Source organism: Alphaproteobacteria bacterium (genome assembly GCA_026400645.1).
In the GTDB taxonomy this organism is placed as follows: domain Bacteria; phylum Pseudomonadota; class Alphaproteobacteria; order Paracaedibacterales; family CAIULA01; genus JAPLOP01.
Map to the genome: position 1 here is coordinate 21,823 of JAPLOP010000016.1, position 26,080 is coordinate 47,902.

Annotated in this window: 19 protein-coding genes; 5 read left to right on the forward strand and 14 right to left on the reverse strand. The window is 45.8% G+C overall.

Annotated elements, in window-relative coordinates; all coding sequences use genetic code 11:
* Positions 1 to 7: 7 nt before the first annotated feature.
* From NTX76_02335 to NTX76_02365, 7 genes are all read right to left on the reverse strand, one after another.
* Positions 8 to 4,441, reverse strand: a complete 4,434-nt coding sequence (locus tag NTX76_02335; GenBank protein MCX7338107.1) for a hypothetical protein — start codon at positions 4,439 to 4,441, stop codon at positions 8 to 10.
* Positions 4,442 to 4,574: 133 nt separating this feature from the next.
* Entirely contained in the window at positions 4,575 to 5,381 is an 807-nt protein-coding gene (gene lpxA / locus NTX76_02340) for an acyl-ACP--UDP-N-acetylglucosamine O-acyltransferase (protein ID MCX7338108.1), read from the reverse strand.
* A 13-nt stretch (positions 5,382 to 5,394) separates the two neighbouring features.
* A complete protein-coding gene (gene fabZ, locus NTX76_02345; GenBank protein MCX7338109.1) occupies positions 5,395 to 5,895 on the reverse strand; it encodes a 3-hydroxyacyl-ACP dehydratase FabZ in 501 nt (166 codons plus the stop codon).
* Positions 5,895 to 6,929 carry a UDP-3-O-(3-hydroxymyristoyl)glucosamine N-acyltransferase gene (gene lpxD, locus NTX76_02350; protein ID MCX7338110.1) on the reverse strand — a complete coding sequence of 345 codons (1,035 nt, stop codon included), beginning with the start codon at positions 6,927 to 6,929 and terminating at the stop codon, positions 5,895 to 5,897. The genes fabZ and lpxD overlap by 1 nt, the downstream gene beginning before the upstream one ends.
* A 23-nt stretch (positions 6,930 to 6,952) precedes the next feature.
* On the reverse strand, positions 6,953 to 7,543 hold the full coding sequence (locus NTX76_02355) for an OmpH family outer membrane protein (protein ID MCX7338111.1): 591 nt from the start codon (positions 7,541 to 7,543) through the stop codon (positions 6,953 to 6,955).
* On the reverse strand, positions 7,533 to 9,449 hold the full coding sequence (locus NTX76_02360; protein ID MCX7338112.1) for a SurA N-terminal domain-containing protein: 1,917 nt from the start codon (positions 9,447 to 9,449) through the stop codon (positions 7,533 to 7,535). The genes NTX76_02355 and NTX76_02360 overlap by 11 nt, the downstream gene beginning before the upstream one ends.
* An 89-nt stretch (positions 9,450 to 9,538) precedes the next feature.
* Entirely contained in the window at positions 9,539 to 10,426 is an 888-nt protein-coding gene (locus tag NTX76_02365) for a LysR family transcriptional regulator (GenBank protein ID MCX7338113.1), read from the reverse strand.
* A gap of 109 nt (positions 10,427 to 10,535) precedes the next feature.
* Between NTX76_02365 and NTX76_02370 the strand changes: the two genes are divergently transcribed.
* On the forward strand, positions 10,536 to 11,138 hold the full coding sequence (locus NTX76_02370) for a hypothetical protein (protein MCX7338114.1): 603 nt from the start codon (positions 10,536 to 10,538) through the stop codon (positions 11,136 to 11,138).
* 53 nt (positions 11,139 to 11,191) lie between these two features.
* A complete protein-coding gene (locus tag NTX76_02375; protein MCX7338115.1) occupies positions 11,192 to 12,046 on the forward strand; it encodes a cytochrome c oxidase subunit 3 in 855 nt (284 codons plus the stop codon).
* A gap of 723 nt (positions 12,047 to 12,769) precedes the next feature.
* Here NTX76_02375 and NTX76_02380 read toward each other — a convergent pair.
* The 3 genes from NTX76_02380 to tpiA form a co-directional block, all read right to left on the reverse strand.
* Positions 12,770 to 13,936: a hypothetical protein gene (locus tag NTX76_02380; GenBank protein ID MCX7338116.1), complete on the reverse strand. Its 1,167-nt coding sequence runs from the start codon at positions 13,934 to 13,936 to the stop codon at positions 12,770 to 12,772.
* A 206-nt stretch (positions 13,937 to 14,142) separates the two neighbouring features.
* The gene (recJ, locus tag NTX76_02385) at positions 14,143 to 15,930 is read right to left on the reverse strand and encodes a single-stranded-DNA-specific exonuclease RecJ (GenBank protein MCX7338117.1); all 1,788 of its coding nucleotides are present in this window, start codon (positions 15,928 to 15,930) and stop codon (positions 14,143 to 14,145) included.
* Positions 15,920 to 16,636, reverse strand: a complete 717-nt coding sequence (tpiA, locus tag NTX76_02390) for a triose-phosphate isomerase (protein MCX7338118.1) — start codon at positions 16,634 to 16,636, stop codon at positions 15,920 to 15,922. Before tpiA ends, recJ begins: the two co-directional genes overlap by 11 nt.
* Before the next feature lie 90 nt (positions 16,637 to 16,726).
* Between tpiA and grpE the strand changes: the two genes are divergently transcribed.
* Positions 16,727 to 17,329, forward strand: coding sequence for a nucleotide exchange factor GrpE (grpE, locus tag NTX76_02395; GenBank protein ID MCX7338119.1), 603 nt, complete (start codon positions 16,727 to 16,729; stop codon positions 17,327 to 17,329).
* Here grpE and NTX76_02400 read toward each other — a convergent pair.
* Entirely contained in the window at positions 17,326 to 18,363 is a 1,038-nt protein-coding gene (locus NTX76_02400; GenBank protein MCX7338120.1) for an L-threonylcarbamoyladenylate synthase, read from the reverse strand. The two genes, grpE and NTX76_02400, sit on opposite strands and share 4 nt — an antisense overlap.
* 193 nt (positions 18,364 to 18,556) lie before the next feature.
* Here NTX76_02400 and pflB point away from each other — a divergent pair, with 193 nt between their 5' ends.
* Together pflB and pflA are read left to right on the forward strand one after the other, a co-directional pair.
* Positions 18,557 to 20,815: a formate C-acetyltransferase gene (pflB, locus tag NTX76_02405; protein MCX7338121.1), complete on the forward strand. Its 2,259-nt coding sequence runs from the start codon at positions 18,557 to 18,559 to the stop codon at positions 20,813 to 20,815.
* Positions 20,816 to 21,037: 222 nt separating this feature from the next.
* Complete coding sequence (gene pflA, locus NTX76_02410; protein ID MCX7338122.1) at positions 21,038 to 21,769, forward strand: pyruvate formate-lyase-activating protein; 732 nt, start codon at positions 21,038 to 21,040, stop codon at positions 21,767 to 21,769.
* Between the two features lie 8 nt (positions 21,770 to 21,777).
* Here pflA and NTX76_02415 read toward each other — a convergent pair whose 3' ends face one another.
* The 3 genes from NTX76_02415 to NTX76_02425 form a co-directional block, all read right to left on the reverse strand.
* Complete coding sequence (locus NTX76_02415; protein ID MCX7338123.1) at positions 21,778 to 22,275, reverse strand: DnaA/Hda family protein; 498 nt, start codon at positions 22,273 to 22,275, stop codon at positions 21,778 to 21,780.
* A gap of 194 nt (positions 22,276 to 22,469) precedes the next feature.
* Complete coding sequence (gene clpB, locus NTX76_02420) at positions 22,470 to 25,058, reverse strand: ATP-dependent chaperone ClpB (GenBank protein MCX7338124.1); 2,589 nt, start codon at positions 25,056 to 25,058, stop codon at positions 22,470 to 22,472.
* 12 nt (positions 25,059 to 25,070) lie between these two features.
* On the reverse strand, positions 25,071 to 25,628 hold the full coding sequence (locus NTX76_02425) for a DUF4167 domain-containing protein (GenBank protein ID MCX7338125.1): 558 nt from the start codon (positions 25,626 to 25,628) through the stop codon (positions 25,071 to 25,073).
* Between the last annotated feature and the right edge of the window lie 452 nt (positions 25,629 to 26,080).

Here is a 26,080-nt window from a genome sequence, read left to right on the forward strand (position 1 = left end):
TGTAATCCTACGATGCAGTGGCCTGTGTATTCGCTGTCGCTTCTTTGATCACGGGCTCGGGGATAGCCGCCTCTCTTGCTGGTTCCTTTTCCGACGAAGGCTTGTCGGCCTCCTCGGAATCTTCGGATTTTTCCTCTGATGATACTCCCTCGGTTAATACGGCTTGCCCGTCATATTTTAAAACTTCCTCTGAAAGGGTGGGGGCTAGCGCTGGAAACGCCGTTGGGATCCGAACCACCTTTCCGGGTGATTTTGGATTCGACGATGGCGCGGTCAGGGTTATTAGATTGTACACGGTTGCTAACGATCGCCCGCTACCCTCCGTTGGGACAGAAAATTTTAACATAAAGGGGTTGGGGTCCTTGAGCGGGGAATACTCATTCTGTCTGGCAGCCTGTAATCGCAAAAGCCATAGCAACGACCAGCGCCCCGGAAAACGAAAGGTTGCCCTTCCTTCTTCGACGGTTAGCAGAGGTTGGCCTGGATCTTTGGCTGGCTTTGCCGGGATGGTGTCACCCTCTGCCCATCTAAAGCTTGCCTCCACGGGGTCGCCGTAAACCCAGGTTCCGTTTCTTAGTTTGTCATTTTTATCGATAATAATATCGCTGTTTGGTTTAAAGGTCCAGTCAACGATCAAATCCCCGCCTTTTTCTTTGGCTCGGTTCACATGGAAATCCATCGAGAAATTAAAGGATGGAATATCACCGGGGGCATCCCCTTTTAGGTATGACCCAAGAAATACCTTTATGTCCTGCATAGCCTGTAGGAACTGCATGGCTTCTTGGGTTGATGGTCCCAATTGATGAATCTGATCAAGGATTTCTTTTGGATTTCCGCCGGCCTTGTCATACGCCTTGAAAAATTCCCAAATGCTTTCGGGGTCAGCCTCTGCAGCGCTTAGGGAAATATTAGTTCCAACAAAGGGGAAATTATTCTTTAAGTTTTTATTGAAAAGCGACACCAGGTTTTTATAATTTTCGATCCCCTGTTGCCGTTTGAGGATTTCAGCCCTGGCGCGGATTCCCTTTTTAAGCAAACGAATCGATTCCAAGAAATAATCACCAGATTTGCTTTGAATCTCTGGCTGGGAAATCGATGTCAGGCATTTATTCACATCGTAACTGTTTAGTGTGACCAGGATGAAATCTTCCAGCGCTGTCATGGAATTACCGGGTTGTTTTTTATTGAATGCCTCCGCTTGATCGATGATGCGCTTCCAACGGTTGAGGAGATCGCGGTCGCCCTGGGCATCCAGCATGATATCGGCTGTCAAAAAACTGACCAATGGCTTTGCGAATTCCAGTGCCATATTTTGAACTTGTTGACGTTGAATGGCCAGATAGGATTTCAGATCCTCTATATCCTTGGCTGAAAAGGCCCCCATGCCAGCGCCCATTTTTCCATTCCACCAGGCAAACGTCTGGTCATTGATGGCGTATGGATTCAGCGATTGCAACATTTGCTCGACTTGTGATAGCAACCAATACGTTGTTGTGCCCAAAAAATTCCGAAGCTCAACAAAGGAATCCCCCACGGCATCATGATTCAGAATTTCCAAAAGTCGTATGAATTTGGGCGCAATATCCCGTGCATCGCTAATTTTTGATCGCAAGATTTCCTCGGCTGCTAACCCTTCGGTCATGGCGAACGGCAAATCAACAAAATTTTGTGCTTTTGACACAAGGTCAATAATCGTATATTGCAGGTTTTGACGTGCCACAAGGCGCATGTTTTCCTGGAGGATAGGGGGGAAATTCGCTAGTTCTTTTGTATTGAATTCATCATACCGCTTGCCAATGTCATAGGCCATTTGGGTCAGTTTATCATCCCAAAAAATCGTCTTTCCCTTTGGCAGCTGTGTTGCAAACGAACACGGTGCAACCGGGGCCATGTAGGGTTCGGCAAATAATGCGGTCAGGCTTTTTTCCAAAAGCACTATACCATCTGATGGAAAGGAGGGGGCTGCCGGCAAAGGTATAGCAGAAATAGGTTTTGAAAATTGTTGATTCTTTAGCAAAAGATTGAGGGACTGTAAATATTCCTTAAAGCTTGCAAATCCCATGGCTGCCCGGTCCACAAGGGTCTGCGTTACAGTTTTACCAAATAATGGGGACGAATCCACCAGATCCAAAAGATCCTCAAATTCCTTGCCTTGATTGCCCCCTGGGTTAAAAATCTCCCCATCCATCCATGTTTTGCCAGCCTCACCCAGCGATGGTCGTGCCTGGGCAAGTTCCGCTGTAAAGCGACGCAACGCGGTGATATCTGGCAATTGTTGTGAGTTTTGTTGGCCAAGGCTTTGTATAAACGTATTGATATGAACCGGCAAGCTGGATGGATTCTTTGAAAAAAGCGCGTTCAAAAAATTCTGATATAGAATATCCAGCGTTTCTTTGGCTAATTGATTATAGGGGGTCAAATCAATCGATGGGAACGGTGATTTTTGTAATGCTGTTCGAAACTTTTTATAATGGACATAAAAGGATGGCGGTAATTCCGCTTTAAATGTATACAAAACCAAATCATTTAAGTCTTTTGGATCGGCCGATTTCCGCAAATTTTCGAACGTGTTGATCTTTTTTTGAAGTGTCGCAAGGCCTTCTATGTACCGCTTCAAAAGGACATATTCCGCACTTTGCGTTGGTTGCAAAAGTTGCGTAATCGTCGTGGATTGGTCATGGGCCGTGGGGCGTAAATGTAACAGATCGCGTGCCTTAAGCAATAAATCGATATAAATCGTCCGTATAATAACCTGTTGATAGGCGATCTGCAGGGTTTTGTGAAGATCCGCCTGCAGCGGGCTAAACCAGGAACCAGGCACGAATATAGAAAAGAATTGCGTATCCTGAAGCTGGTCCATCATATTGATCAATTGGCGCGCATAATCGTTAAACAGGTCTATTGATTCCCCTGATTGACCAAGGTTTATGGTCTGCATTTCCTTGAGCGATGTGCCCATTTTCGATAACACGGGCATAATGTCATCGCGGTTTTTGGAAAACTTTTCATAGGCACTAAACAAACCGATACTGCCAATCAAAGCAAAACAAATGGTTCCTATCTTTGCACTATTGAGGGCCCTGTTCGCCGTCAAAAGCTTTCCTTTGAGGGGGTGGGCCAAGCCAGATTCGTAAAAAACTTTCTCCGATAGGAAATCTTTCAGGAAGAAAATCTTTCTTTTTCGTGTAGAATTATCCATATCACCTGTCAGGGTGGCCGCCATCGATGAATGGTCGCCATCATCTTTTGCATCCTCTGATAAAGACGAATCATCCAAAATCTTAAGCGGTGTCATTCCGCTATCCCCGCAAAAATAAAGACCGCGCAGTAAAAGCGAATCCTGAAAGGCGCTGTCCTTAAAAAGGCAATCCAGATAGATTCCCAAATTTTCTTTGACTGTTGACAATTCGCTTGGGAAAACAAATAATCCGTCATTTAAATCGCCCGAATGACCGCCCAGGTGCCCATCGGCGAACAGTTCTAATTTCAAATGCTGAAGATTGGATTCTAGGCTGGAAAAAGCTTCGTCCACCCATGATGGCGTATAGGCTGTTGTGACGGTATAGGGGGACGACCACCCAATCATATTGTTGCGATTGCTTGTTGGGATTGCGGCGCAAAAACTTTGAAATCCGGGGATTAAATCCGTTTTGGTAATCAGTACATAGACGGGCAGGCGTAACCCAAGGCTGTTTTGGGCGGTTGTCATTTTGGCGGCCAACAATTGCGCCCGGGCGTAAATTTCGTCCTTGTTAAACTTATGTCGACCATACAATTCATCTGCCGGCACTGTTAAAATGATGCCATTCAGGGGGCGCGCCGCACGATATCGGGATAACAATACCAACAGGGATCGCCAGGCATTTTGGTTTTCCTTAAGGCCAGTCTTGGCGATCAACAAGGAACCTTTAGCATCCAAAACGACCCCCTTGTTTAGGAACCACCACCGACAGTCTGGATTGGGGTTGGGTCCTTCAAATTTGGGTTGAAGGGCTGGCATGTTGAGTTCGGAATTTTCAAAAAAGGAGGTTTTTCCAGATCCATCAGCGCCAATCAATAAATACCAAGGAAGCTGATATTTATAGTTATAGGAATTAAGGGATTGTTTTAAAAAATCCAGCGCTTTTAAAAAGGAGAGACTGAGGGGGCTGACCTGAAAAAACCCTTTTTTGGATAGGAATTCGCTGATCCAGACACCTATGGGGGGGAGGTCGGTATCTTGGTCTGATGATTCTTCGTCCGTGGCGTTTGCCCCCGATGCAGGGGCGGTTTGCTTTTTGGCGGATCCCCGTCGCATGCCCCAGATCACCAATGCGATTGTCAAAATCATAACGATCAACGCAATGATCAGCAAGACAATGATGACAAACGGGACAGATGAAAAGGTATGCTGAATGGAATCAGCCATATTTTTAAGCAGAGCAAGCAAAGACTGTATCATTTATGCCTCAATAAAGTGAGTATTCCCAGCTACCCCTATGGTTAAAAACTGGTTAAGAATATGATACAGGTATTTTGTGTCCTCGTATAAGGCAAATTCCTTGTTTCTGCGGAATATGTAGCCTGAGCTCGGGTTATGCAAGCTTTGGAAGGCATAGGGGGCGCTTTGAATCAGCCTTGATAAAATCAATAAGGTAAAGAACTTCGGGTCCATAATGGTGGCTATCTAGCGATAGTTTTTCTATGCGCTTCGCAAGCGTTTCATCCTGATTGACCCCAAAAAGCTGGGTATAAATATTCATAAGCTGTTGAATTGATTTCGCCGAAAAGCCACGACGCCGCAAGCCAATGATATTGAGCCCCTGAAGAGAGGCGCGTTCTCCCATAACCGTGCCATAGGGGATAACATCCTTTTCAACCGCTGACATTCCGCCGATAATTGCATGCTTTCCAATTCGAACAAATTGATGGACGGCCGAAAGACCACCGATAATCGCATGATCCTCCACCGTTACATGTCCAGCAAGGGCGACATTGTTGGCCAAAATGACATGGTTTCCAACGCGGCAATCGTGGGCAATGTGGGCCCCAACCATCAGCAGGCAATGATCGCCAACCTCCGTCAGCATACATCCCGTTTCGGTTCCGGGATGAATGGTCACATATTCGCGGATGGTTGCATCAGTGCCGATGATGGTACTGGAAGCCTCGCCATGATATTTCAAATCCTGTGGTGGATGCCCAAGTGATGCAAACGGGTAGATTGTGGCCCTGTCCCCGATGGTTATATCGCCAGCCAGCGAGACATGGGAAATCAACCGGCAATCTTTGCCAAGCTTGACCTTTGGCCCGATGCAACAATAGGGGCCAACGAAAGTGCCGTCCCCAATGATGGCGCCATCTTCGATAATAGCTGTTGGATGAATTTGACTTGTGTTCATTTTGCTCATGATTTTACTCTACGAGCATTGCAGAAAACAGGGATTCACAAACAAGCGCACCATCCACAAAGGCTTCGCCCTTAAATTTCCAAACGGGTCCGCGTCTTCTTTCTTTTGATACTTTCAGATGTAAAACATCACCAGGGACAACGGGTTTTCTGAATTTTGCTTCATCAACAGTCATGAAATAGACCCCTATATTCATTCCATCTGGAGGCATGATCCCTTTTTCTTTGTCAACAAGCACGCCTTTTGTGACAAGCGCTGCTGCTGTTTGTGCCATGGCTTCTATGATCAGAACGCCTGGCATAATTGGCTTTCCGGGAAAATGTCCCTGAAAGTAATTTTCATTCACAGATACATTTTTAATGCCAACAGCGCTTTCGCCGGGACAAACATCGATCATGCGATCAATCATTAAAAAGGGATAGCGATGAGGAATTAATAATTTAATCTCATTAATATCGATGTTGTATAATTCAGTCGGTGTTTTTTCAATGGACGGTGTGCTCATTATTTCTTTCCCTTAATTAATTGATTTAACGCAATGGTTTGACGATGCCAATCCCGAATGGGGATGCCTGGCGCGCCGGCAATTGTTTCACCCTTGGCAATGTTTTTCATGATCCCGCTTTGGGCGGCAATCCGAGCACCATCACCGATAGTCAGATGTCCCGCAATGCCAACCTGGCCGGCTACGATCACAAATTGCCCAAGCTTACTGCTGCCTGCGATTCCGGCTTGTGCCACCAGGACAGAATTATCCCCGACGACAACATTGTGGGCGATTTGTACTAGGTTGTCGATTCGAACGCCATTTCCAATAACCGTATCGACAAGGCTACCCCGATCAATGGTTGTGTTCGCGCCAATATGGACATTATTCCTGATAACAACCTGCCCCAGCTGGGGAATATCGAAATGCCCAGCTGCATCCATGTGAAAACCAAAACCTGGCTGACCGATTTTGGCCCCTGGTTTTATAAATACGTCGTTTCCCAAAATGCTGTGACTGATTGTGACATTTGATTCTAGTACGCAATTATTCCCCAGGATGCAGCCGGATTCGATACTTGTAAAGGATTTGATTTGACATCCATCACCAATCACAACATCGTCCCCAATTGTGACAAAATCGCCGATGGTGCAGTTTAACCCGATCTGTGCGCTTTTGCTGATGGATGCTTTTTCGGAAATAAATCCGCCCCCTGAGGCAACTGAATAAAACTGCTGTGCAATTTTTCCATAGGCTCTATAAGGATTTTGAATGACCAGGGCAATGGTCGTTGGCGGCACGTGGTGTGCGTGTTCGGCTGAGACAATGCATAGGCCAGCTTTTGTGTGCTGTAGGTCGGTTAAATATTTGGCATTGTGAAAACAACTAACATGCGAAGGTTCGGCGCTATCCAATGGCGAAACATCATCAAACAGGGGTGTGAGTTCGGGGGCTTTTGGGGGTGATATGCCCAGGATCTCGCAAATAGCGGATAGCGACAAAGGGGTTGGTTTTTTAAAAAAGCGCCTATTGATTGTTTGGGTGTTTGACATCTTTGTTTCGCTTTTCTTGTTTCTTACTCAAGTTCCGGAAGGGTTATTTTCTCTAACTTTTTATTCAATCGTTTAATTGTTTCATCGGTGATATCCAAAAAATCATCAACATACAAAACGGCTTCTGTTCCCTGGATGTTGGAATTTAGAACAAGATTAACACCTTTTTCACGTGCAATCATGGAAATTATATCATATAGCGAAGTTTCCACCCGTTCCATGAGTGCGCCAAATTGCTTGTTTAATTTTTCTTGTTTTTGTCGAACGTGTTGCTCTAGTTCAGCTACTTTCTTGTCGAACTGAATTTTTCTTTTTTGACGATCTTCTGATGACAGCTTGCCCTTTTTAATTTCTTCCATTTGTTTTCTGAGGGATGTCTCCTGGGCCAAGATTTCCTTATGAGATTGCGTGTGTTGTTCCTTTAAAAGGTTCCCAACTTTCACAAATGGCTCTGCTTCGTTTTTTATTCGGGGGCTATCAATAACGGCAACAAAGGCACCCTGCCTTTTTAGCGTACTTTTATAAACTGAAAATGCGCTATAGAAACCATAAAACAATAAAGCCAGGCAACCGGCACTAATGCCGATTGCAATCGCTGTTCGTTTATTCCGCATTGATAACCATAGTCAAGATGTCTTGGTTTATTGATACAGGGTTATGATGGCGGAACGATTGAACCAACAGTGTCAAAAAATCCTTTTCATACAATTGATCAATGTTTTTGGTGAACGTATCAAGTTTTGCCTTGTCCACTGTAAATGGATTCGTTTTTTGCAGCATGAGGATAAAAAATCCATCAGCTCCTTGCCCAGATGCAGTCTGGTTTGGTGCTAGCAAGAGCCCCTTGTGGATCAGGTCAGTGGGGATATCCGATTTTTTGTCAGCCTTGTTGGTGGCTTCGATTCCAATGCGGCTATATGTGTGATTGGATGTCAGCGTCAAGCCATGTTGACTTGCCAGTTTACTGAAATCCATAAAAGTCTTTGCGTTTTGAGCAATAGAATTGGCCAGTTTGGCAGCTTCTTTTAATTTACGATCTTTGATCCAATCTTTTAGAATTGTTTCCTTGATGTTTGCTTGTTCAGGAACATGGGATGCTGTGATTTTTTCGACGCGCAAGATAAAGGATCCGCCACCACCGCCTTGGGTGTTTGGAATATCGATCGCGGCGCTTTCACCTCCCTCGTTAAGGGTGAAAGCGTTTTCTGCAATCAGCTTCATCGTTTCGGGGGATAAATCTTCCACGGCTGGCTTTCCTGCAGTGTTTTGCCCTTGCTGATCAAGATCAACGGACTCAATAGGCAGGTTGTGTTGCTTGGAAACCTCGGCCAGGCTGGCGCCGCCGGCTAGGGTGTCTTCTATTTTATTTTTGATGTCCTGAATATGGGCATCAAAGTTTTTTGCATATAAATCAGCAATGATCTTTTCGCGAACTTCTTTTAAAGGTTGGGCGCGTTTTGGTTCAATTTTTGTTGTTTGATAAATGTCGAACCCTGTAGCCGTTTCAATCACGGGGGAATAGGCACCAACATCCAATGAAAATACGGCGTCAGCCGCAACATCAGGCAGGTTGCTTTTTTCAATCATGCCAAGATCATTCAGCTGACCCCCATGGATTTCGCGAATTACCGTTGTGATTAACTTTCCTTTTTTCAAAAGATCCAAAGCTTTTTCTGCTTGGTCCCTGGAGGCATAACTCAGGCGCTTGATGGATCGCTGTTCTTTTTGCGTGAATTCATCCAGGCGTGCATCGTATTCTGCCTGTATATCAGTCTCGTTTAGCGGGGTGGATCGTGACAGAGTTTTAGGCGTAAGCAGAACCAAAGTAACCCGACGGAATTCGGGAACCCCATAGTTTTGCTTGTTTTGTTGATAGAAAATAGTTAGCTCTTCCTTTGTTGGAATTACATCCAATTTTATTTTCTCAAAGGGAATAGATATTGCTGCAAATACTTTTTCTTCGGTCAGTGCTTTAAACAAAAGGTCTTTATAGCTGTTTGTTAATTTTGCCCCCATAACCAACGGACCCACAAGTTGTTGGGTCAAAAGGTTATGCCGGATATTTTGAATGAATTGTGATTCCGTCAAATGACTTCCGCTTATGGCTTTTGAGAAAAGCTGCTTGTTGAATGTGCCGTCTTGTTGGAAAACGGGCATAGAATGAATGTAGGATCGCACTAACATATCGGATGCAAACAGGTTATGGCGTTTTAATTCCTGATCCAGTGTTGCTTGGTTAATCAAATTATCCAGTACATGTGTGTGAATTCCCGCTTGCTTTAATTGTTCAGAAGTCAGCTTTCCTTTTGATGCTTCTTGAATGCGGGAGATTTCTTGACGCAATGCATGGGAATAGTCATCATAGGTGATCGAATGACTGCCGACCTTGGCAATGGGGCGCATTGCGCTATATCCCCTGATGACGTCGCCGATTCCCCAAATGACAAAACTGGCGATGATTGCGCCAAACAAAACCTTAACAAACCATTTTCCGGATTGCTCTCTCAGAGATTGCAGCATACGATATCTTTATGAAGATGAAAACATTAGGATCAGTCTAATCAAATTAACGGGTCCAGACAATAAAATTATCTTTTTTGTGCAGTGTGTTAACTCAGCACCATTTCCGTTTTGATGAAGTCACGAAAGACATGGAGTTTTTTGGAGCCTGCAAATGACTTTGGATAGACCAAATAGGCATCCACCGTTGGGCATTTGAGCTTGGGAAACAGGCAAATCAATTCAGGGTTATCCCGGGCGATGAATTCAGGCAAACAGGCAAGGCCCAGCCCGTTTTTAACGCATTGCAAAATACCATAGGCGTTATTGATGATCAAAAAAGGGTTGCGTATTGTGCCTGCTTTAGCGCCAACACCCAAAATCCAATTGACATTTTCCACGGGGGCCCGTGTATATCCACCAAAAACGATCAGCCTGTGCTTGTCTAGGTCTTCGGGTTTTTGGGGTGTTCCGTGTTGTGCCAAGTATTCTGGGCTTCCGTATAATTTTAGGGAAAAACTAAACAGCTTTTCCGAAATCAGATTTTGATCAGCCTCAGGATGACCCAAGCGAATGGCAATGTCGGCTTCCCGAGTGGAAAAATCCACCTCTTCATCAGTTAAAACGATTTCTAAATTCAGATCAGGGCAAAGTTGAAAAAAACGATGCAATCGTGGAGCAAGCCATACCGATCCCATGGCAACGCTTGTGGATATTTTCAGGTTCCCTTTTAAAGAAGAATAATTATCCGTTAATTGACTGGTCATTGTGGATATTTGTGTGTAAATTCCACGCGTGACTTTTAATAAACTTTCCCCCTCGGCCGTTAGCACCAACCCCCTGGCATGACGTTGAAAAAGGGGGACGGAAAGGGATTCTTCCAGGGCACTAATCTGGCGACTGACAGCCGATTGACTTAGGTTTAGGCTATATCCTGCATGTGTCAGATTTTTTGCTTCGGCAACGATGTGAAAAATCCTAAGCCTATCCCAATCCATGATTGCTCCCATTCATAATTTTTTATTAAATAATTTCGTTCATATTTACTTTTTATAAACGTATTAAACCTATTGTATATAGTATATCAATTTTATTGGTGTATTAATTATGCATATATTGGTGATAATATTGCTTTTTACAGTATCGGGCATAACTGGTCAAGCGACATCCTATTTTGAGGAGGAAGAGCTGCAATCCACATGCCAACCCCTCTATATGGTTTACAAAGAAGATCATATCTTAACGGATCGTTCGTTTTTAGAATTAGCGAATTTTGATTATAGTCGGAAAATTGCTTTATGTGAATTAGATAACCTTCGCCAAGAAAATGCCATTAAATTACAGGACATTTTTTCTGTTAGCGACATCACATTTTCTGTGATCGAGGATCAATCGACAGTTCATTATGAAAGCTGGATGCATACAGATCTAAATATTCATGATAGCTTTACAATGAAACGCAAGGAATCTTCTGCATGTTTGGAGTTATCTGAAATTGCTGCTTTTCTTAAGGAATGCTACAAAGATAACGTTTCTCATAGTTTTCAGCATATTTGTAACAAGGAAAACGACATGAACCTTCTTCGGCTGACGCTTACCGACCATTTTGTGAAATGGCCCCATAAATATTCAGACCTACCAGAATCTGAAAAATATACCTATTTTGATATAAAGCTGACTGTTCATATTGATTACCATATTGCGCCATAGGGTGATTATGTCGGATGATGGGGAAATATGTTTCCCGCAAAGGAATTAGCGGAATGAACGAAAAGAATAAACTTACTAGTATTGTACCCGGAGGGGATCGCGTGGCCATGCCCGAAAAGCATCCATTTCACCTTGTTGATCCCAGTCCTTGGCCATTTGTGGCGGCGTTATCGATTCTTGTGCTGGGCATAGGGGCGGTTTTGTCCATGCATAAAATTGATCACGGGGTATTCGTGTTGGGGGTGGCGCTTTTGGTGGCGACCTTTGTTGGCTGGTGGCGTGATGTTTTGATGGAAAGCAATACCTCGGGGGCCCACACGCAAGCTGTCCAAAATGGCTTGAAGATTGGGATGGGGTTGTTTATCTTTACAGAGGTGATGTTTTTTGGGGCTTTCTTTTGGGGATATTTCCACATTGCCCTGGATCCGGGGGATGTGATTGGTGGCGTTTGGCCCCCCAAGGGGATTATTACAATTGATCCCTTTGATTTGCCCTATTTGAATACGTTGCTTTTATTGTTATCGGGAACATCCATAACATGGGCCCATCACGAGATTTGTTTGGGTCGCATGTCCGATGCGATCAAGGGGTTGGCCGTTACCATTTGCCTTGGGGTGGTTTTTACGATTGTTCAGGCCCTTGAATACAGTCATGCCCCTTTTGGATTTAGCGGCGGTATTTACCCATCTTTGTTTTATATGGCAACGGGAATTCATGGCGCACACATAATTATTGGAACAATATTCTTGATCGTTTGTTGGGCTCGAACGAAAAATGGTGAATTCACAGCCACCCACCATGTCGGGTTCGAGGCTGCCGCCTGGTACTGGCACTTTGTGGACGTTGTGTGGTTGTTTTTATTTGTGTCTATTTATTGGTGGGGATATGTACCGTTCATGGGGTCATAGAGTAATCCCCTCTATCTTCTCGCCTCCCTTAAGCCTTCCTGGAGCCATGTATCATTTTAGTAGGTAATACCATTTTCAATAAATCTTCATGAGTTCGGGATGATTCCTGGATTGCTTTGTCGGGCCTCGCCCTCCGCGCAATGACGTTGTCATGGCGAGCCGACGAAGGCGGCGTGGCCATCCAGAAAACTCACTAATAATTTGTGAAAATGGTATAATCAATAAATAACCCCGGTTCAATATAAAAATCCCGATTGTGCATCCAAAGAAATTGGGCAGTCTACTGGAATCAGTGTTTCAATTGTCTTTAAATATTTAAAACGAATAGGTATATACCCAAGCTAAATGAAAATGCTGATTTTATATTTAATCCTTGTTTCATAAACGGCGACAAAAAATCCTTAAATAAGCGGATTTGTTATCTTGCTTCTAAAGCAAAGTTATTTCATAAAATTTCAACATTTCCATTTGTCTTGGGCATAACTCGAAGAGAGACAACGCTCCTCATTGAATGCTGATCGGTCGCTGTCTATCAGACTTGTGAGAAAATATAGTATTTTCCTGCAAAGTCAATAGACAACAGGATAGATTCCTGGATGGCCACGTCGGGCTTCGCCCTCCTCGCCATGACGTCATGGCGAACGAACGAAGAGAGTGTGGCCATCCAGAAAGCTATTTCTCTATTGATCACGTAGAAAAACACTATAGCATGGTATCTCCTTGTTATTTATGATCATTTTTTTCTAAGCTGTCTATTTTTTCTGACATAGCCTTCTCAAAAGCCCTGTCAAAGCCTTCTTTTTGTATTGTGCTATAGTGATCATTGATGGGTCTAGAAATCCTATCAATGGCGTCGCTGTCATACAATGCTTCTTTTTCATCACGTACAGGTTTAATTTTTAACTCCCACGCTTCTTGTATGGCTTTGATTTCTGCGGATATTTTAGAAAGCTTTTCTTCTGTTGCCGCTTTTTCGTCATCAATAGGTTTTTTCAGTGCAGCAATTTCATCATTAAGAACCGCTATTCTGGGTTCATTTTCCACGGCCGTTTTTGCCTGGATTTCTTTTTGTAATTTTATCATATCTTCTTTTGCTTGCGTGATTGGTTCATAAAGAGTGCTTTTTTTAACCTGTTCAAGTTGTTGTCTCAGTTCATTAAATTTGCTTAAATATTCCTGATTGCCATAGAATCTTGCTATAGCGGCCAAACTATCATCCCCCATCCCCTCTCGTAAATGAATATAACCGCTCATTTCCCCCTTCCCCATATCACCAGGAACAAACACAAGAGCGTTGTCATCTAGATCAGGGTTGCGCCCTTTGAGACAGTTATCCATCAATTTCGTCCTATAGAACGATATTATGCGCTCGAGATCTCTGACTTCCTTAGAATTTTCTACAGATTTTTCAATGTCACGGACCTGCTCAACGAGAGCCAGATATTGTGGATTTGTTTTATATCCTTCATTATTTTCTAATTCAATCTGTTGCACTTCTTGTTCTTTTTTATAAACATCTTCCGGGTATAGGCTCTTTTTCCAATGATCCCGCTCATAATGCCGGTTCATCTCGTCTAATTTTTGCTGCAGCGAATCGCGCTGTTCTATGAGAGGCCCAAACCCGTCAACTCCTTCCTCGGATAGTTGCATGAATTGTTGCTTAGCCCTGGTAAAACCGGGTAATTGTTGAGCGAGGGCATCTGCCACTGCTGCTTCTCTTTGTTTGCCTAAATCCTGAATGAGCTCGGATGAATCTCTTCCCGCTCTATGTTCAAGTTCCCTAACTGCAGCCCCCTCTTCACGTTGATTTATAACTCTTGGTTGTTGCATGGCATGAACATCGTGCATATTCGTTGCAACTATAGCGCCAATAAAAAACAAATTTTTCATAAATTGTCTCCTTAATAGGGTGATAAATAAACATAACCTCTAATTACAGAGTAAAATAATAATTCGAATATAGCAAGAAAATATTAATCACTATACTTCATTAAGAAGAATACCTATCGACTCCTGTATGTCATCTTGCCAAAACAAAACAATTTTTTGACATTATAATCAAATTATTTAGGATCGGATATGCTAACGATGTTAAATCACGGTATTGTTGATCGGGCATCCTCGATCGTTAAACTAACCTGTTCTTGTCCATTCCAGCTGTCCAATCGGATAGTTCCGGCTATATCGACGGGGATTTTGCTTGCCCCTTCCAGCAGATCCCCAAGTGGCGTGTTTTTAGCCCGAAATGCGATGGCCTTGATCCGTTTTCCTGTTGGATCCTGAAGCTGACAGCTTAGGTGATTGGCGCCAACAACTTTCGAAAAAGGGATCGTTACTTGGCTAAATGCAAACCGCGGGGTGGAATTTCCATTGCCGTATGGTTCTAGCTTTTGCATTGATTTCAGCAGCTCCGTTGTGGCACCAGCAAGCGATAAATATCCATCCAATTTCAGAATCGGTGTTACGGTTTCGATTTGTTTACCCAAATGATCATTCAGAAAATCGTAAAACGCATCAAACTGCAGGCGATTGACCGTGAATCCGGCCGCCATGGCATGTCCGCCACCCTTTTCCAGCAGCCCCAAATGCACGGCAACATGCATGGATGCACCCATTTCCACGCCATAAATGGAACGGCCTGACCCCTTGCCAACGTCATTATCAAACGCCACAACACATGCCGGGCGATTGTACCGTTCTTTTAGGCGGCTGGCGACGATGCCGATCACGCCGGGATGCCATCCATCATTCCCGACCAATAGAATCGGATTTTTATCCAGGTTTTTCGATTCTATTAATTCAATGGATTCCTCCAGGACTTGTTTTTCGATTTCCTGTCTTTGCACATTATAGTCATGCAGACTTTTGGCAATTTTTTGTGCCTCCAACGAATCGCTGGTTGATAACAGGCGACTGCCTAAATCAGCTTGCCCAACGCGGCCGCCGGCATTAATGCGCGGACCCAGAACGAACCCCAGGTGATAGGCGGAAATTGCTTCGGAAACGCTGGCCACATCTGCCAGTGTAGCAAGCCCAAGGTTACCTCGTTTTTTGAAAACTTTTAATCCTTGGCTGACAATGGCGCGGTTTAGACCCGTCAATGGCATCACATCGCAAACGGTCCCCAATGCAACCAAATCCAGATAATTCAGCAGATTTGGTTCTGGCGTAGTTTGAAACCACCCCTTTTGACGCAGGGCCCGTTGCACGCCCACCAGGAATAAAAACGCAACCCCAGCCGCACATAAATGACGCATGTTCACACTGTGTGTGGTTTCGGGTGTTGGCAAATCCTGATCCAGGCGGTTGGGATTGATAACGGCGACGGCCTGGGGTAAGGCTGCCTCTGCACTGTGGTGGTCAAGCACAATCACATCCAGCCCCAAAGAATGGGCGTGCGACAGCGGTTCAAACGACGTCGTTCCACAATCAACCATCAGGATAAGATTCGTCCCTTGTGTGTGCAATTGTTCCAATGCCTGGCTATTGGCGCCGTACCCTTCCTCGATACGGTCGGGAATATATAAACCGATGGGATGTCCGATATCGTGGAAATAGCGCCGCAACAGGGACGATGCCGTTGCCCCATCAACATCATAATCGCCGTAAACAACGATTTTTTCTTTTTTATCCAGGGCGCAAAGAACCCGATCAACCGCCTTGTCCATATCAAGCAAGCTGGATGGATCGGGTAAAAGGTCGCGCAAGGTTGGGGTCAGGTATCCCGAAACAGTTTCGGTTATGATGCCCCTGCCAACCAAAAGGCGCGCCACGATTTCTGGCAAGCTATGGCTTTGGGTGATGCTCCAGATATGGCGTTCATCCGCGGGGCGAAGCTGCCATAATTTCCCCGTAACAGACAGGGGCTGATTATTAGTCTGCATTCATCATCATTTTGGCAAAATCCTCTTTTTTCAAGCTGGCGCCGCCTACCAACACACCATCAACATTGGGAATCCCCAGGATTTCTTTGTAATTGGCGGCTGTCACAGACCCACCATAAAGCAATCGACAATCCAGACCAAGGTTTTGCCTTAAAAACTGATGAACTTCGGCGATATTTTCCGGCGCCGCTGTTTTGCCAGTACCGATGGACCAAATGGGTTCATACGCAATAATGATGCGGGTGCTTTTTTCTGGTAAAGATTCCGTGACCTGTTGCGCCAAAAATTCCAGCGTTAGGCCACTTTCCCGATCAGCCAGATTTTCGCCAATGCATATAATGGGGGTCAGGTTGCAATCGATTGCGCGCTGGGCTTTTTCCCGGACCAATGCGTTGCTTTCTGCATGATATTGGCGGCGTTCCGAATGACCAACAATCGCGTATTGGCAGCCAATATCGGCCAGTTGTTGCGCGCTGATGTTTCCGGTGAATGCGCCCGAAGCCTGGGGGTGGCAATCTTGTGCACCAAGGCCTAAAAGTGGGGAGGATATAAGATTTTTGCACGCCTCCAAATAGACAAATGGCGGACAAACAACAGTTGGATTAACAATCTGCTGATTGTTCCAGAATGATACAGTTTCCTTTATGAACGACAAAGATCCATTCATCTTCCAGTTGCCAACGATCAGGGGCTTATTCGGGGTCATAAAATTGTTATCCTTGCGAAAAAATGGTTCCTTAGTATAATGATTTTTATCACAAAAAATAAAGATGAATGAAAAATTTCAGGAGTATTAATGATGGATCGCGACGATACCTTAATAAAGGAAATGCATTTGGATGACGAAATGGTCGAGTTGCAGGCCCACGACATAGAATTAGTTGAGGAGGTCACCCCCCAGCAACAGATAGAGGATCTCACCAGTCAACTGGACGCCATGCGGGACAATTGGTTGCGGTCCATGGCAGACAGTGAAAACATCAGAAAGCGGGCACAGCGCGAAAAAGAAGATGCGATGAAATATGGGGTTATTTCCTTTGCGCGCGATATGGTGGGAATCGCTGATAACCTGAGTCGTGCCTTGCAAAGCTGTCCCCAAAGCACGGATGAGGGTTTGCCCGATTCCATTAAATCGTTGGTTGTGGGCGTTGATATGATCGCGCGGGAAACCCTGGCAGCTTTTGAAAAGCAGGGAATTAAAAAAATCTCTCCGTTGAATGAAAAGTTCGATCCAAACTTTCACCAGGCTATGTTTGAAATCGAAACCAACGATCAACCTGTTGGCACGGTGGTTCAGGTTCTGCAAGAAGGGTACATGTTACATGACCGTTTATTGCGCGCCGCTATGGTTGGTGTTGCAAAGGCGGTCGTTGTTCCAACAGAAATCTTGGCAGACTAAGATGCTGCCCGTGCTAACCGATCGTTAATCGCTATGCCCAATCCTTGTTCGGGGATGGGCATAATCGCAATGCCGCTGTAATGATCGGCCCGGTCAACGCATCGCAGGGTTTCAAACAAATTGGCTGCAGCCTCTGCCAGGTTTCCGCTGGGGCTGAGGTTTGCCGCGATATCTTTTGGTGAATCGGGGCCGAACCCAATAAAAGCTTCGCCCCTGTGTGACGTGTCCGCATTTAACCGGAGGGGGAGGGATGGCGAATAATGCCGTTTCATCATGCCGGGGGCTTTGATGGCTGCCGATGGCGCGTGCCTTTGAATGTGCTTGCCCAGTGCGATTTCTAACTCTTCTGTGGTGGTGCCGCCTGGTCTTAGCAGAACTGGATTCTCGCCAGATAAATCAAGGATGGTGGATTCAACCCCAACCGCACAGGGGCCGCCATCCAAAATAAGTGGGACCTTGTCGCCCAATTGGTGGTGGGCCGCCTGGGCTGTTGTCGTGCTGAGTGAATTCGATATATTCGCACTGGGCGCGGCCAATGGTTTTTCAAATGCTGCCAACAGTTGCAGGGCGATGGGATGACCCGGAATGCGGATCGCGATTGTATCAAGTCCGGCGGTTGCGAGTTCGGAAATTGGTGCGCCCTGTTTTTTGTTTAACACAAGGGTCAATGGCCTGTGGTTGGGGCCGGGCGTCCAGAATTGCGCAGCAATCGCCAGGGCATCATCCGTAAAATCCGCATATAATTGTGCTGCTTCTAGGCTGTGCACGTGAACGATCAGCGGATTAAACTGCGGCCGACTTTTTATTTCATAGATTTTTGCAATGGCCAGGCCGTTTGTTGCATCGGCTGCCAATCCATAAACCGTTTCGGTTGGCATGACAACGACGTTACCCTGGGATAAAAGGGTTACGGCTTGTGTGATTTCCGGAAAACTGGTTTCCTTGTCATCCTCCATAGATTCCATGGTCAAACCACAGGATGATGGGGAGGGGTTGTTTTGCATCAGATATTCAGAGATAAGGGTGTTGGGCATTTCTGTATTATTTGAATTTTGTTGCAGACGTTATGACGACTATATACTCAACCCCCTTGCGATAGGTCAATAAAATAGGGTAAGGCAATATCTTTTCTGTAAACAAAATTGATTTTACCTTCTTTAAATTCTGACGATTTGGGCGCATCATTAATCTATCCGTATAATGAAAACACAAAAAAAGGACAGAAACATGAACGCGGTCATCGAACTTCCGACAACCGAAAAGTCCTGGCGTAACTTTAAGGGAGAGGACTGGAAACAGAAAGTCGACATGCGCGATTTCATCCAGAAAAATTACACGCCTTATGATGGCGACGAATCCTTTCTTGTGGGGCCGACCGCTCGTACCAAGGGCGTTTGGGAAAAACTTCTGCCCTTGCTGGAAAAGGAACGCGAGAAGGGCGTCTTTGATATTTCGACTGACAAGCCCGCAAGCATCACCGCGCATGCGCCAGGCTATATCGACAAAGACAATGAAATTATCGTTGGTCTGCAAACCGACGAGCCGTTGAAGCGCGCCATCATGCCAAACGGTGGGTTGAGGACTGTACAATCGAGTTTTGATGCCTATGGCTATCAAATGGATCCAATGGTTCAAGAAATCTGGACCAAATACAGAAAGTCGCATAATCAGGGTGTGTTTGATGTTTATAGCCCCGAAATTGGTGCAGCCCGAAAATCGGGAATCATTACTGGTTTGCCCGATGCCTATGGCCGTGGTCGCATCATTGGTGACTATCGCCGCGTTGCGCTTTATGGCACCGATTTCCTGCGTCAGGACAAGCTGCGCGACTATCATGAACTCGACGACCAGCCATTTGATGATAAAATCATCCGCTTGCGCGAAGAATTATCAGAACAACATCGTGCTTTGGATGAATTAAGGCAGATGGCGGCGTCCTATGGCTTTGACATCGGTCGTCCGGCGGAATCTGCACGCGAAGCGATTCAGTGGACCTATTTTGCTTATCTTGCTGCCGTCAAGGAACAGAACGGCGCAGCGATGTCGATCGGCCGTATCTCGACCTTTCTTGATATTTATATCGAACGCGATCTGTGCGAGGGCAATATTACAGAGGAACAAGCGCAAGAAATGATTGACGATTTAGTCATCAAGCTGCGCATTGTCCGTTTTCTGCGTACGCCCGATTATAATGCTTTGTTCTCTGGTGATCCGACATGGGTCACTGAATCCATCGGCGGCGTTGGTCTTGACGGCCGTTCTTTGGTGACCAAGAACAGCTTTCGCTTTCTACATACGCTTTACAATCTTGGCGCTGCGCCGGAACCGAATTTAACGATTCTATGGAGCGTGCAACTACCCCGCGGATTCAAAGAATATGCGACTAAGGTATCGGTTGAAACCAGTGCAATCCAGTATGAAAATGATGACATCATGCGGCCACAATGGGGGGATGATTATGGAATTGCTTGCTGTGTGTCGGCAATGCGTATCGGTAAGCAGATGCAGTTCTTTGGTGCGCGGGCCAATCTGGCCAAGGCTATTCTTTACGCCATTAACGGTGGTGTTGATGAAAAGTCGAGCAAGCTGATCGCCAAAGGGTTCGAACCAATCAAGGGCGACGTGTTGAATTATGATGAAGTCATGATGAAGCTCGACCAGATGATGGACTGGCTCGTCAAGACCTATGTGAAGGCGCTGAACTGTATCCATTATATGCACGATAAATATGCCTATGAACGTATCGAAATGGCGCTCCACGATCGCGACATTCTGCGCACCATGGCCTGCGGCATCGCGGGACTATCGGTCGCGGCGGACTCTCTGTCAGCCATCAAGTACGCCAAGGTTTCGGTTATTCGCAATGAACAAGGGCTGGCTGTCGATTACAAAATCGAAGGCGATTATCCGGCTTACGGCAATAATGATGACCGCGCTGATCAGATCGCCGTTAACCTCGTCAAGAGTTTCATGGACAAGCTCAAGGCACAGCCTTATTTCTATCGGGATGCCACGCCGACACAGTCGGTGTTGACGATTACATCAAACGTTGTATATGGGAAAAAGACTGGCAACACGCCCGACGGTCGCCGTGAAGGTGTGCCATTTGCTCCCGGGGCAAATCCCATGAACGGGCGCGATGTGGAGGGATTTGTTGCCGCCGGCGCATCCATTGCAAAAATCCCTTATAGTTGTTCCTTGGATGGTATCAGTTGGACGGCTTCGGCTACACCCGATGCGCTTGGTCATTCGCTGGAGGAACGCAAATGTAACCTTGCTAATTGCCTCGACGGATTTGTTGAGGCAGGCGGGTTCCATATCAACGTCAACGTCTTCAACCGTCAAATGTTGGAAGATGCAATGGAACATCCGGAACTCTATCCCCAGGTAACGGTGCGCGTGTCGGGCTATGCGGTAAATTTTGTCAAGCTGACGCGCGAGCAGCAGCTGGATGTTATCAGTCGCACATTCCACCAGAGCATATAGCAATATTTATCTGAGTTCGACGTAAGAATCCCAAAAAGCATTGTTGAGCCTGGTGCTTTAAGGCCTGGATTGCTTTGTCGGGCTACGCCCTCCGCGCAAAGACGTCATTGCGAGGAGCGAAGCGACGAAGCAACCCAGGATTGTCCTGGAAAAGACGAGGTTTTTAGGGATTGTTACGTCGAGCTCAGATACAAGGTTATTTAAATTCTAAGGAAATATAAAATGCTAGAAGGTTATTTTCATTCCATTGAAACAGCGGCTGCGGTTGACGGGCCAGGTATGCGCTTTGTCTATTTCATGCAAGGCTGTTTGTTTCGGTGTCAGTATTGTCATAATCCTGATACGTGGAAGCTGCATGCTGGGCGCAAGGTCTCGCTCGACGAGGCGGTGGCAGAGGTCGCACCATACGCAAAGTTTCTAAAGCTAGCAGGCGGAGTGACGATTTCTGGGGGCGAGCCTTTGGTGCAGGCCCCCTTTGTTGGGGCATTGCTGCGTCGAATCAAAAGCGATTTCGGTTTGCACACGGCACTTGATACACAGGGGTTTTTGCATACGCATGTGACTGACGATTTCTTCGACGATATCGATCTGGTTCTGCTTGATATCAAACATAGCGATCCCGAAAAGTATCAGGTACTAACGGGGCATACGTTGCAGCCGACGCTTGATTGCGCGCAACGCCTTTCACGTCTGCACAAAAAAATGTGGCTTCGTTATGTGTTGGTGCCTGGTTTGACCGATGACGAGGGGGACATCCTGCGTTTGGCCGATTTCGTTGCTGACCTTGGTTCGGCCGTCGAACGTGTTGAAATCCTGCCTTTCCATCAAATGGGGGCTTACAAGTGGAAAGAGCTCAGCCTTCCTTATGCTCTTGAAAAAACGTTGACTCCATCGGTTGAAGCAATTGAACGTGCCCGCAGCCTTTTTGCGTCAAAGGGGCTGACAGTTTTTTGAAACTTGCATTACTCTCCCAACAAATCCTTGACCAGCGCAACGGTAACGGGGCGCTTGGTTTGGGCTGAATGCTGATCGAGCAAAGTCACCCAATGGGTAACATCCGCAAAGGATCGCTCTATTCTGTTAAGAATAAAATCAATCACAATTTCTGATACCCTGATCCCTTTTTCAGTTAATTGCTTTTGAAAAACGGCCCAGAGGGTTTCCTCGTCAGGCTGTTTTAATTCAATCGATGAAACCGTTGCCAGGCGGGATTTGAGATCCGGCAAGGAAACCGACCAATGTGTTGGGGGTGTGCGACCCGTCATTAAAAAAGAAATCTGTCGTTCATTGAGGGCATTATAAAAATGAAACAACCATTCTTCGTCTTTTATACAATCGGCATCATCCAAGATAACCGCCTTGGTGGATTCATCAATCAGATCATAGGGAGAATCATAATCCATGCTTTTGCCGCTGAACCACAGGGCATCCGATTGATTTTGCCATAAGCTTTGCCACATAAGGGCCAGATGCGTTTTGCCAGAACCCTTGTCACCATAGAGGCAAGAGAATTTTGAACTTCTCCAATGATCTCCAGAATTGATCCACTTGAATGCCTCTTGGTTGCAGGGGCCCGTAACCCATATGTCTGCCGTATAATTTTGATACGATTTTATGGGAAGGATCAATTGTGTTACGATCATCATGGCCCTGTTTAGGCCACTGATGGCGGTTGTGTGGGAATAATTTCCAACCCATCATGATTGCATCGCACGGTCAAAAATGTACCATCGCCTGCTTCGCCAGATAATATCTTTAACGATAACGGATCCTGAATTTGTCGTTGGATAATGCGCCTTAGGGGGCGGGCACCATAGTGGGGATCATATCCTGCCTCCACAAGCCACAACAACGCATCATTCTCAAACCGGATCGTAATTTTACGTTCTGCTAAGCGTTTTATGAGTGTGTCTAATTGAATGCGCACAATATTTAAAATATCTTCCCGACGCAGGCGATTAAAGATTAAAATTTCATCCAATCGGTTCAAAAATTCTGGCCGAAATGATTGGCGCACGACCTGCATAACATAGTCACGGGTTTTTGGTGTTATCGTATCCTCGATATCTTTATCAAGAAAAGCTTCGGATCCCAGGTTCGATGTTAAGATAATAATCGTATTCTTAAAGTTAACTTTGCGTCCCTGACCATCTGTTAAATGCCCCTCGTCCAATACTTGCAGCAGAATATTAAACACATCCTTGTGGGCCTTTTCCACCTCGTCAAACAACACGACAGAATAAGGACGACGACGAACGGCTTCGGTTAACTCGCCCCCTTGTTCGTATCCAACATATCCGGGCGGGGCACCCATCAATCGCGCCACGGAATGCTTTTCCATGTATTCGGACATGTCAATACGGATCATATTGGCTGCGTCATCGAATAAAAATTCTGCCAGGGCTTTTGTTAATTCGGTTTTGCCGACGCCGGTTGGCCCCAGGAACAAAAAGGATCCCATGGGGCGATTCGGATCTTGCAATCCGGCCCTTGACCGTCGAACAGCGTTACTGATCGCCTTGATCGCGTCATCCTGACCAATCACGCGCCGATGTAGATAATCTTCCATATGGGTTAATTTTTCTCGTTCACCTGTCATCATTTTTTCGACAGGAATCCCCGTCCAGCGCGACACGATCAAGGCAATGTCCGCTTCTGTTACTTCTTCTTTTAACGACTTTTGGGGTTGCTGTCCATCAATGGAATTCAATTTTTGTTCCAGGCTTGGGATCAAAGAATAAAGAATTTCCCCGGCACGCGTCAGGTTCCCCTGGCGTTGGGCGCTGTCCATTTCTGACCGCAGGCTGTCGATTTGTTCCTTGATCTTGCGTGTTTCGGCCAAGCTGCTTTTTTCTTGTTTCCAAACGGCGCTCAGCGATTCTGACTTTGCCTCTAGTTCCGCCAATTCATTTTCAAGCTTGACTAGGCGATCTTTCGATGCAGCATCCGTTTCTTTTTTAAGGGCTTCTTTCTCAATCTTTAGCTGGATGATTCGCCGGTCCAGCTCATCAATATCCTCTGGCTTGGAATCAACAATCATCCGAAGTCTGCTGGCAGCCTCGTCCATTAAATCGATGGCTTTATCCGGCAAAAAACGATCAGTGATGTACCGATTGGAATAGGTGCAGGCCGCAACGATGGCCCCATCACTGATGCGGATACCGTGATGAAGTTCGTATTTTTCCTTTAACCCGCGCAGTATGGAAATGGAATCCTCTACGGTTGGCTCCTCGATCAACACGGGTTGAAAACGTCGTGCTAGGGCTGGATCTTTTTCGATGTGCTGACGATATTCATCCAATGTTGTGGCGCCAATGCAGTGTAATTCTCCCCGTGCCAGGGCGGGCTTTAGCATGTTGGATGCATCCATGGCGCCATCCCCTTTGCCGGCACCAACAAGGGTGTGCAATTCGTCAATGAATAGAATGATTTCGCCCTCGGCATGGGTGATTTCGGCCAGAACAGCCTTGAGCCGTTCTTCGAAATCTCCGCGGAATTTGGCTCCGGCAATCAATGCACCCAAATCAAGCGACATCAAGCGTGTTTGTTTCATGGCTTCTGGGACGTCACCGTTAACAATACGTTGCGCTAACCCTTCGACTACGGCTGTCTTTCCAACGCCGGCCTCCCCAATTAAAACGGGATTGTTTTTGGTGCGTCTGGATAATACCTGAATGGTGCGGCGAATTTCTTCGTCCCGTCCGATTACCGGATCAACCTTTCCCTGTCGGGCAGCCTGGGTTAAATCGCGCGCATACCGCTTTAGGGCGTCATAGGAATCTTCTGCTGTTTGGGAATCGACTTTTTTGCCTTTTCTCATTTGAGCGATGGCTTCGTTTAATTTTTTTGAATCGGTCCCACAGGTTTCTATAATGGATCGGGCAGGGGGCGACATCGACAATGCCAGCAACACCATTTCGGCGCTAACAAAAGAATCTCCGGCTTGGGTGGATGATTTTTCTGCTGTTTCCAGCGCCTTTGCTAATTCGGGGCTCATGTAGACTTGGCTATTCCCGCCAGAAACTTTTGGAATTTTTTGAAGGGATTCATTGACCAATTCCAAAACACGCTTTTCATTGGCGCCGGCTTGTTTAAGCAGGCCAGATGCCATTCCATCGGGATCGTCAACAAGGACCTTTAGCAGATGGAGGGGGCTTAATTGCTGATGACCCTCCCTTAGGGCCAGCATCTGCGCATTTTGCAGAAAACCCTGCGTTCGTTGGGTAAATTTTTCTAGGTTCATGAGACGCCTCCTTTATGGAGTTGGGACATTCTCTTGTTTGGATTCTACCGGTTGTTGAACTTTTTTTCTATACCTATTATGTCGTGGGGCGGCAATTTTTGGGGCGGCATCTTGAGGTTGTTCGATTTGTGCGGGGATGCTTGGTGCGGGGATGCTTGGTGCGGGAATATTTGGTACGGGAATATTTTGCACAACTGGAGCCTGTTGTGGGGAGTCATTTTGTCTTGGTTCGCGACTACGATCGGTTCGCTCGCTTGCCGCCCGTTCATTTATCAAACGAAGATAATGATCCGCGTGTTGGTAATGGAATTCTGCTTCCACGCGATCCCCAGCTGATAGGCAATCCCGGGCCAAGTTCATGTATTTATCGAAAAGCTGTTGATAGTTGCCAGAATTGCGGTTTCCCTGTTGGCGTTGGTTGTTACCCGAACGCCCTTCCGACCCCTCGAAAGATGATGGATGGGCGTGATGGTGACCTTGGGACAATCCGGTCCCTGGTTGCCTTGGTCTATTGCGCCCCGCATTGTTGTTATGAGGGCGAGTATTTCGTGGTGCGATATTTTGTTTCATGAGACTCTTTGTGCTTTTTGTTATGTGTATTTTTTAAAACGAAGACGCTGGATATTGATGCCTAATCTAAACAGAAATGTTGATTTTTATGTTGGCTATCCCCTTGGTTTATAATTTGGCCATAAACGGCGATTCAAAAGCCTTGCATAGAATAGCTATGCGCGTCTTTTTCACCTTGTTTCTGAAAAAACTATCTGTCATAAAATTTCAACATTTTCATTCATCTTGGGTATAGGTTCTTCTTGTTTGCTTATCGTAACATCGTAACGAGGCTCGATAGGACAAGTGGTATCTTTAGGTTGAAAGGGTATAACTTATTCTACAAAGGCAAAAGTTAGAGACTGTCCTTCAATTTAACACATAAGTTTATTTAAATTTATTCGGATAAAGGCAAGCCGAACCATTTCTTCTGACGATGATGTTTTTGTCTCAAAATCCTTTGCAAGGCGCCT

What these genes read in the sequence shown, in the direction of transcription:
- NTX76_02335 (MCX7338107.1), bottom strand. Translation starts at nt 4,441, where the DNA reads ATGATACAGTCTTTGCTTGCTCTGCTTAAAAATATGGCTGATTCCATT.
- lpxA (MCX7338108.1), bottom strand. Translation starts at nt 5,381, where the DNA reads ATGAACACAAGTCAAATTCATCCAACAGCTATTATCGAAGATGGCGCC.
- fabZ (MCX7338109.1), bottom strand. Translation starts at nt 5,895, where the DNA reads ATGAGCACACCGTCCATTGAAAAAACACCGACTGAATTATACAACATC.
- lpxD (MCX7338110.1), bottom strand. Translation starts at nt 6,929, where the DNA reads ATGTCAAACACCCAAACAATCAATAGGCGCTTTTTTAAAAAACCAACC.
- NTX76_02355 (MCX7338111.1), bottom strand. Translation starts at nt 7,543, where the DNA reads ATGCGGAATAAACGAACAGCGATTGCAATCGGCATTAGTGCCGGTTGC.
- NTX76_02360 (MCX7338112.1), bottom strand. Translation starts at nt 9,449, where the DNA reads ATGCTGCAATCTCTGAGAGAGCAATCCGGAAAATGGTTTGTTAAGGTT.
- NTX76_02365 (MCX7338113.1), bottom strand. Translation starts at nt 10,426, where the DNA reads ATGGATTGGGATAGGCTTAGGATTTTTCACATCGTTGCCGAAGCAAAA.
- NTX76_02370 (MCX7338114.1), top strand. Translation starts at nt 10,536, where the DNA reads ATGCATATATTGGTGATAATATTGCTTTTTACAGTATCGGGCATAACT.
- NTX76_02375 (MCX7338115.1), top strand. Translation starts at nt 11,192, where the DNA reads ATGAACGAAAAGAATAAACTTACTAGTATTGTACCCGGAGGGGATCGC.
- NTX76_02380 (MCX7338116.1), bottom strand. Translation starts at nt 13,936, where the DNA reads ATGAAAAATTTGTTTTTTATTGGCGCTATAGTTGCAACGAATATGCAC.
- recJ (MCX7338117.1), bottom strand. Translation starts at nt 15,930, where the DNA reads ATGCAGACTAATAATCAGCCCCTGTCTGTTACGGGGAAATTATGGCAG.
- tpiA (MCX7338118.1), bottom strand. Translation starts at nt 16,636, where the DNA reads ATGACCCCGAATAAGCCCCTGATCGTTGGCAACTGGAAGATGAATGGA.
- grpE (MCX7338119.1), top strand. Translation starts at nt 16,727, where the DNA reads ATGATGGATCGCGACGATACCTTAATAAAGGAAATGCATTTGGATGAC.
- NTX76_02400 (MCX7338120.1), bottom strand. Translation starts at nt 18,363, where the DNA reads ATGCCCAACACCCTTATCTCTGAATATCTGATGCAAAACAACCCCTCC.
- pflB (MCX7338121.1), top strand. Translation starts at nt 18,557, where the DNA reads ATGAACGCGGTCATCGAACTTCCGACAACCGAAAAGTCCTGGCGTAAC.
- pflA (MCX7338122.1), top strand. Translation starts at nt 21,038, where the DNA reads ATGCTAGAAGGTTATTTTCATTCCATTGAAACAGCGGCTGCGGTTGAC.
- NTX76_02415 (MCX7338123.1), bottom strand. Translation starts at nt 22,275, where the DNA reads ATGTGGCAAAGCTTATGGCAAAATCAATCGGATGCCCTGTGGTTCAGC.
- clpB (MCX7338124.1), bottom strand. Translation starts at nt 25,058, where the DNA reads ATGAACCTAGAAAAATTTACCCAACGAACGCAGGGTTTTCTGCAAAAT.
- NTX76_02425 (MCX7338125.1), bottom strand. Translation starts at nt 25,628, where the DNA reads ATGAAACAAAATATCGCACCACGAAATACTCGCCCTCATAACAACAAT.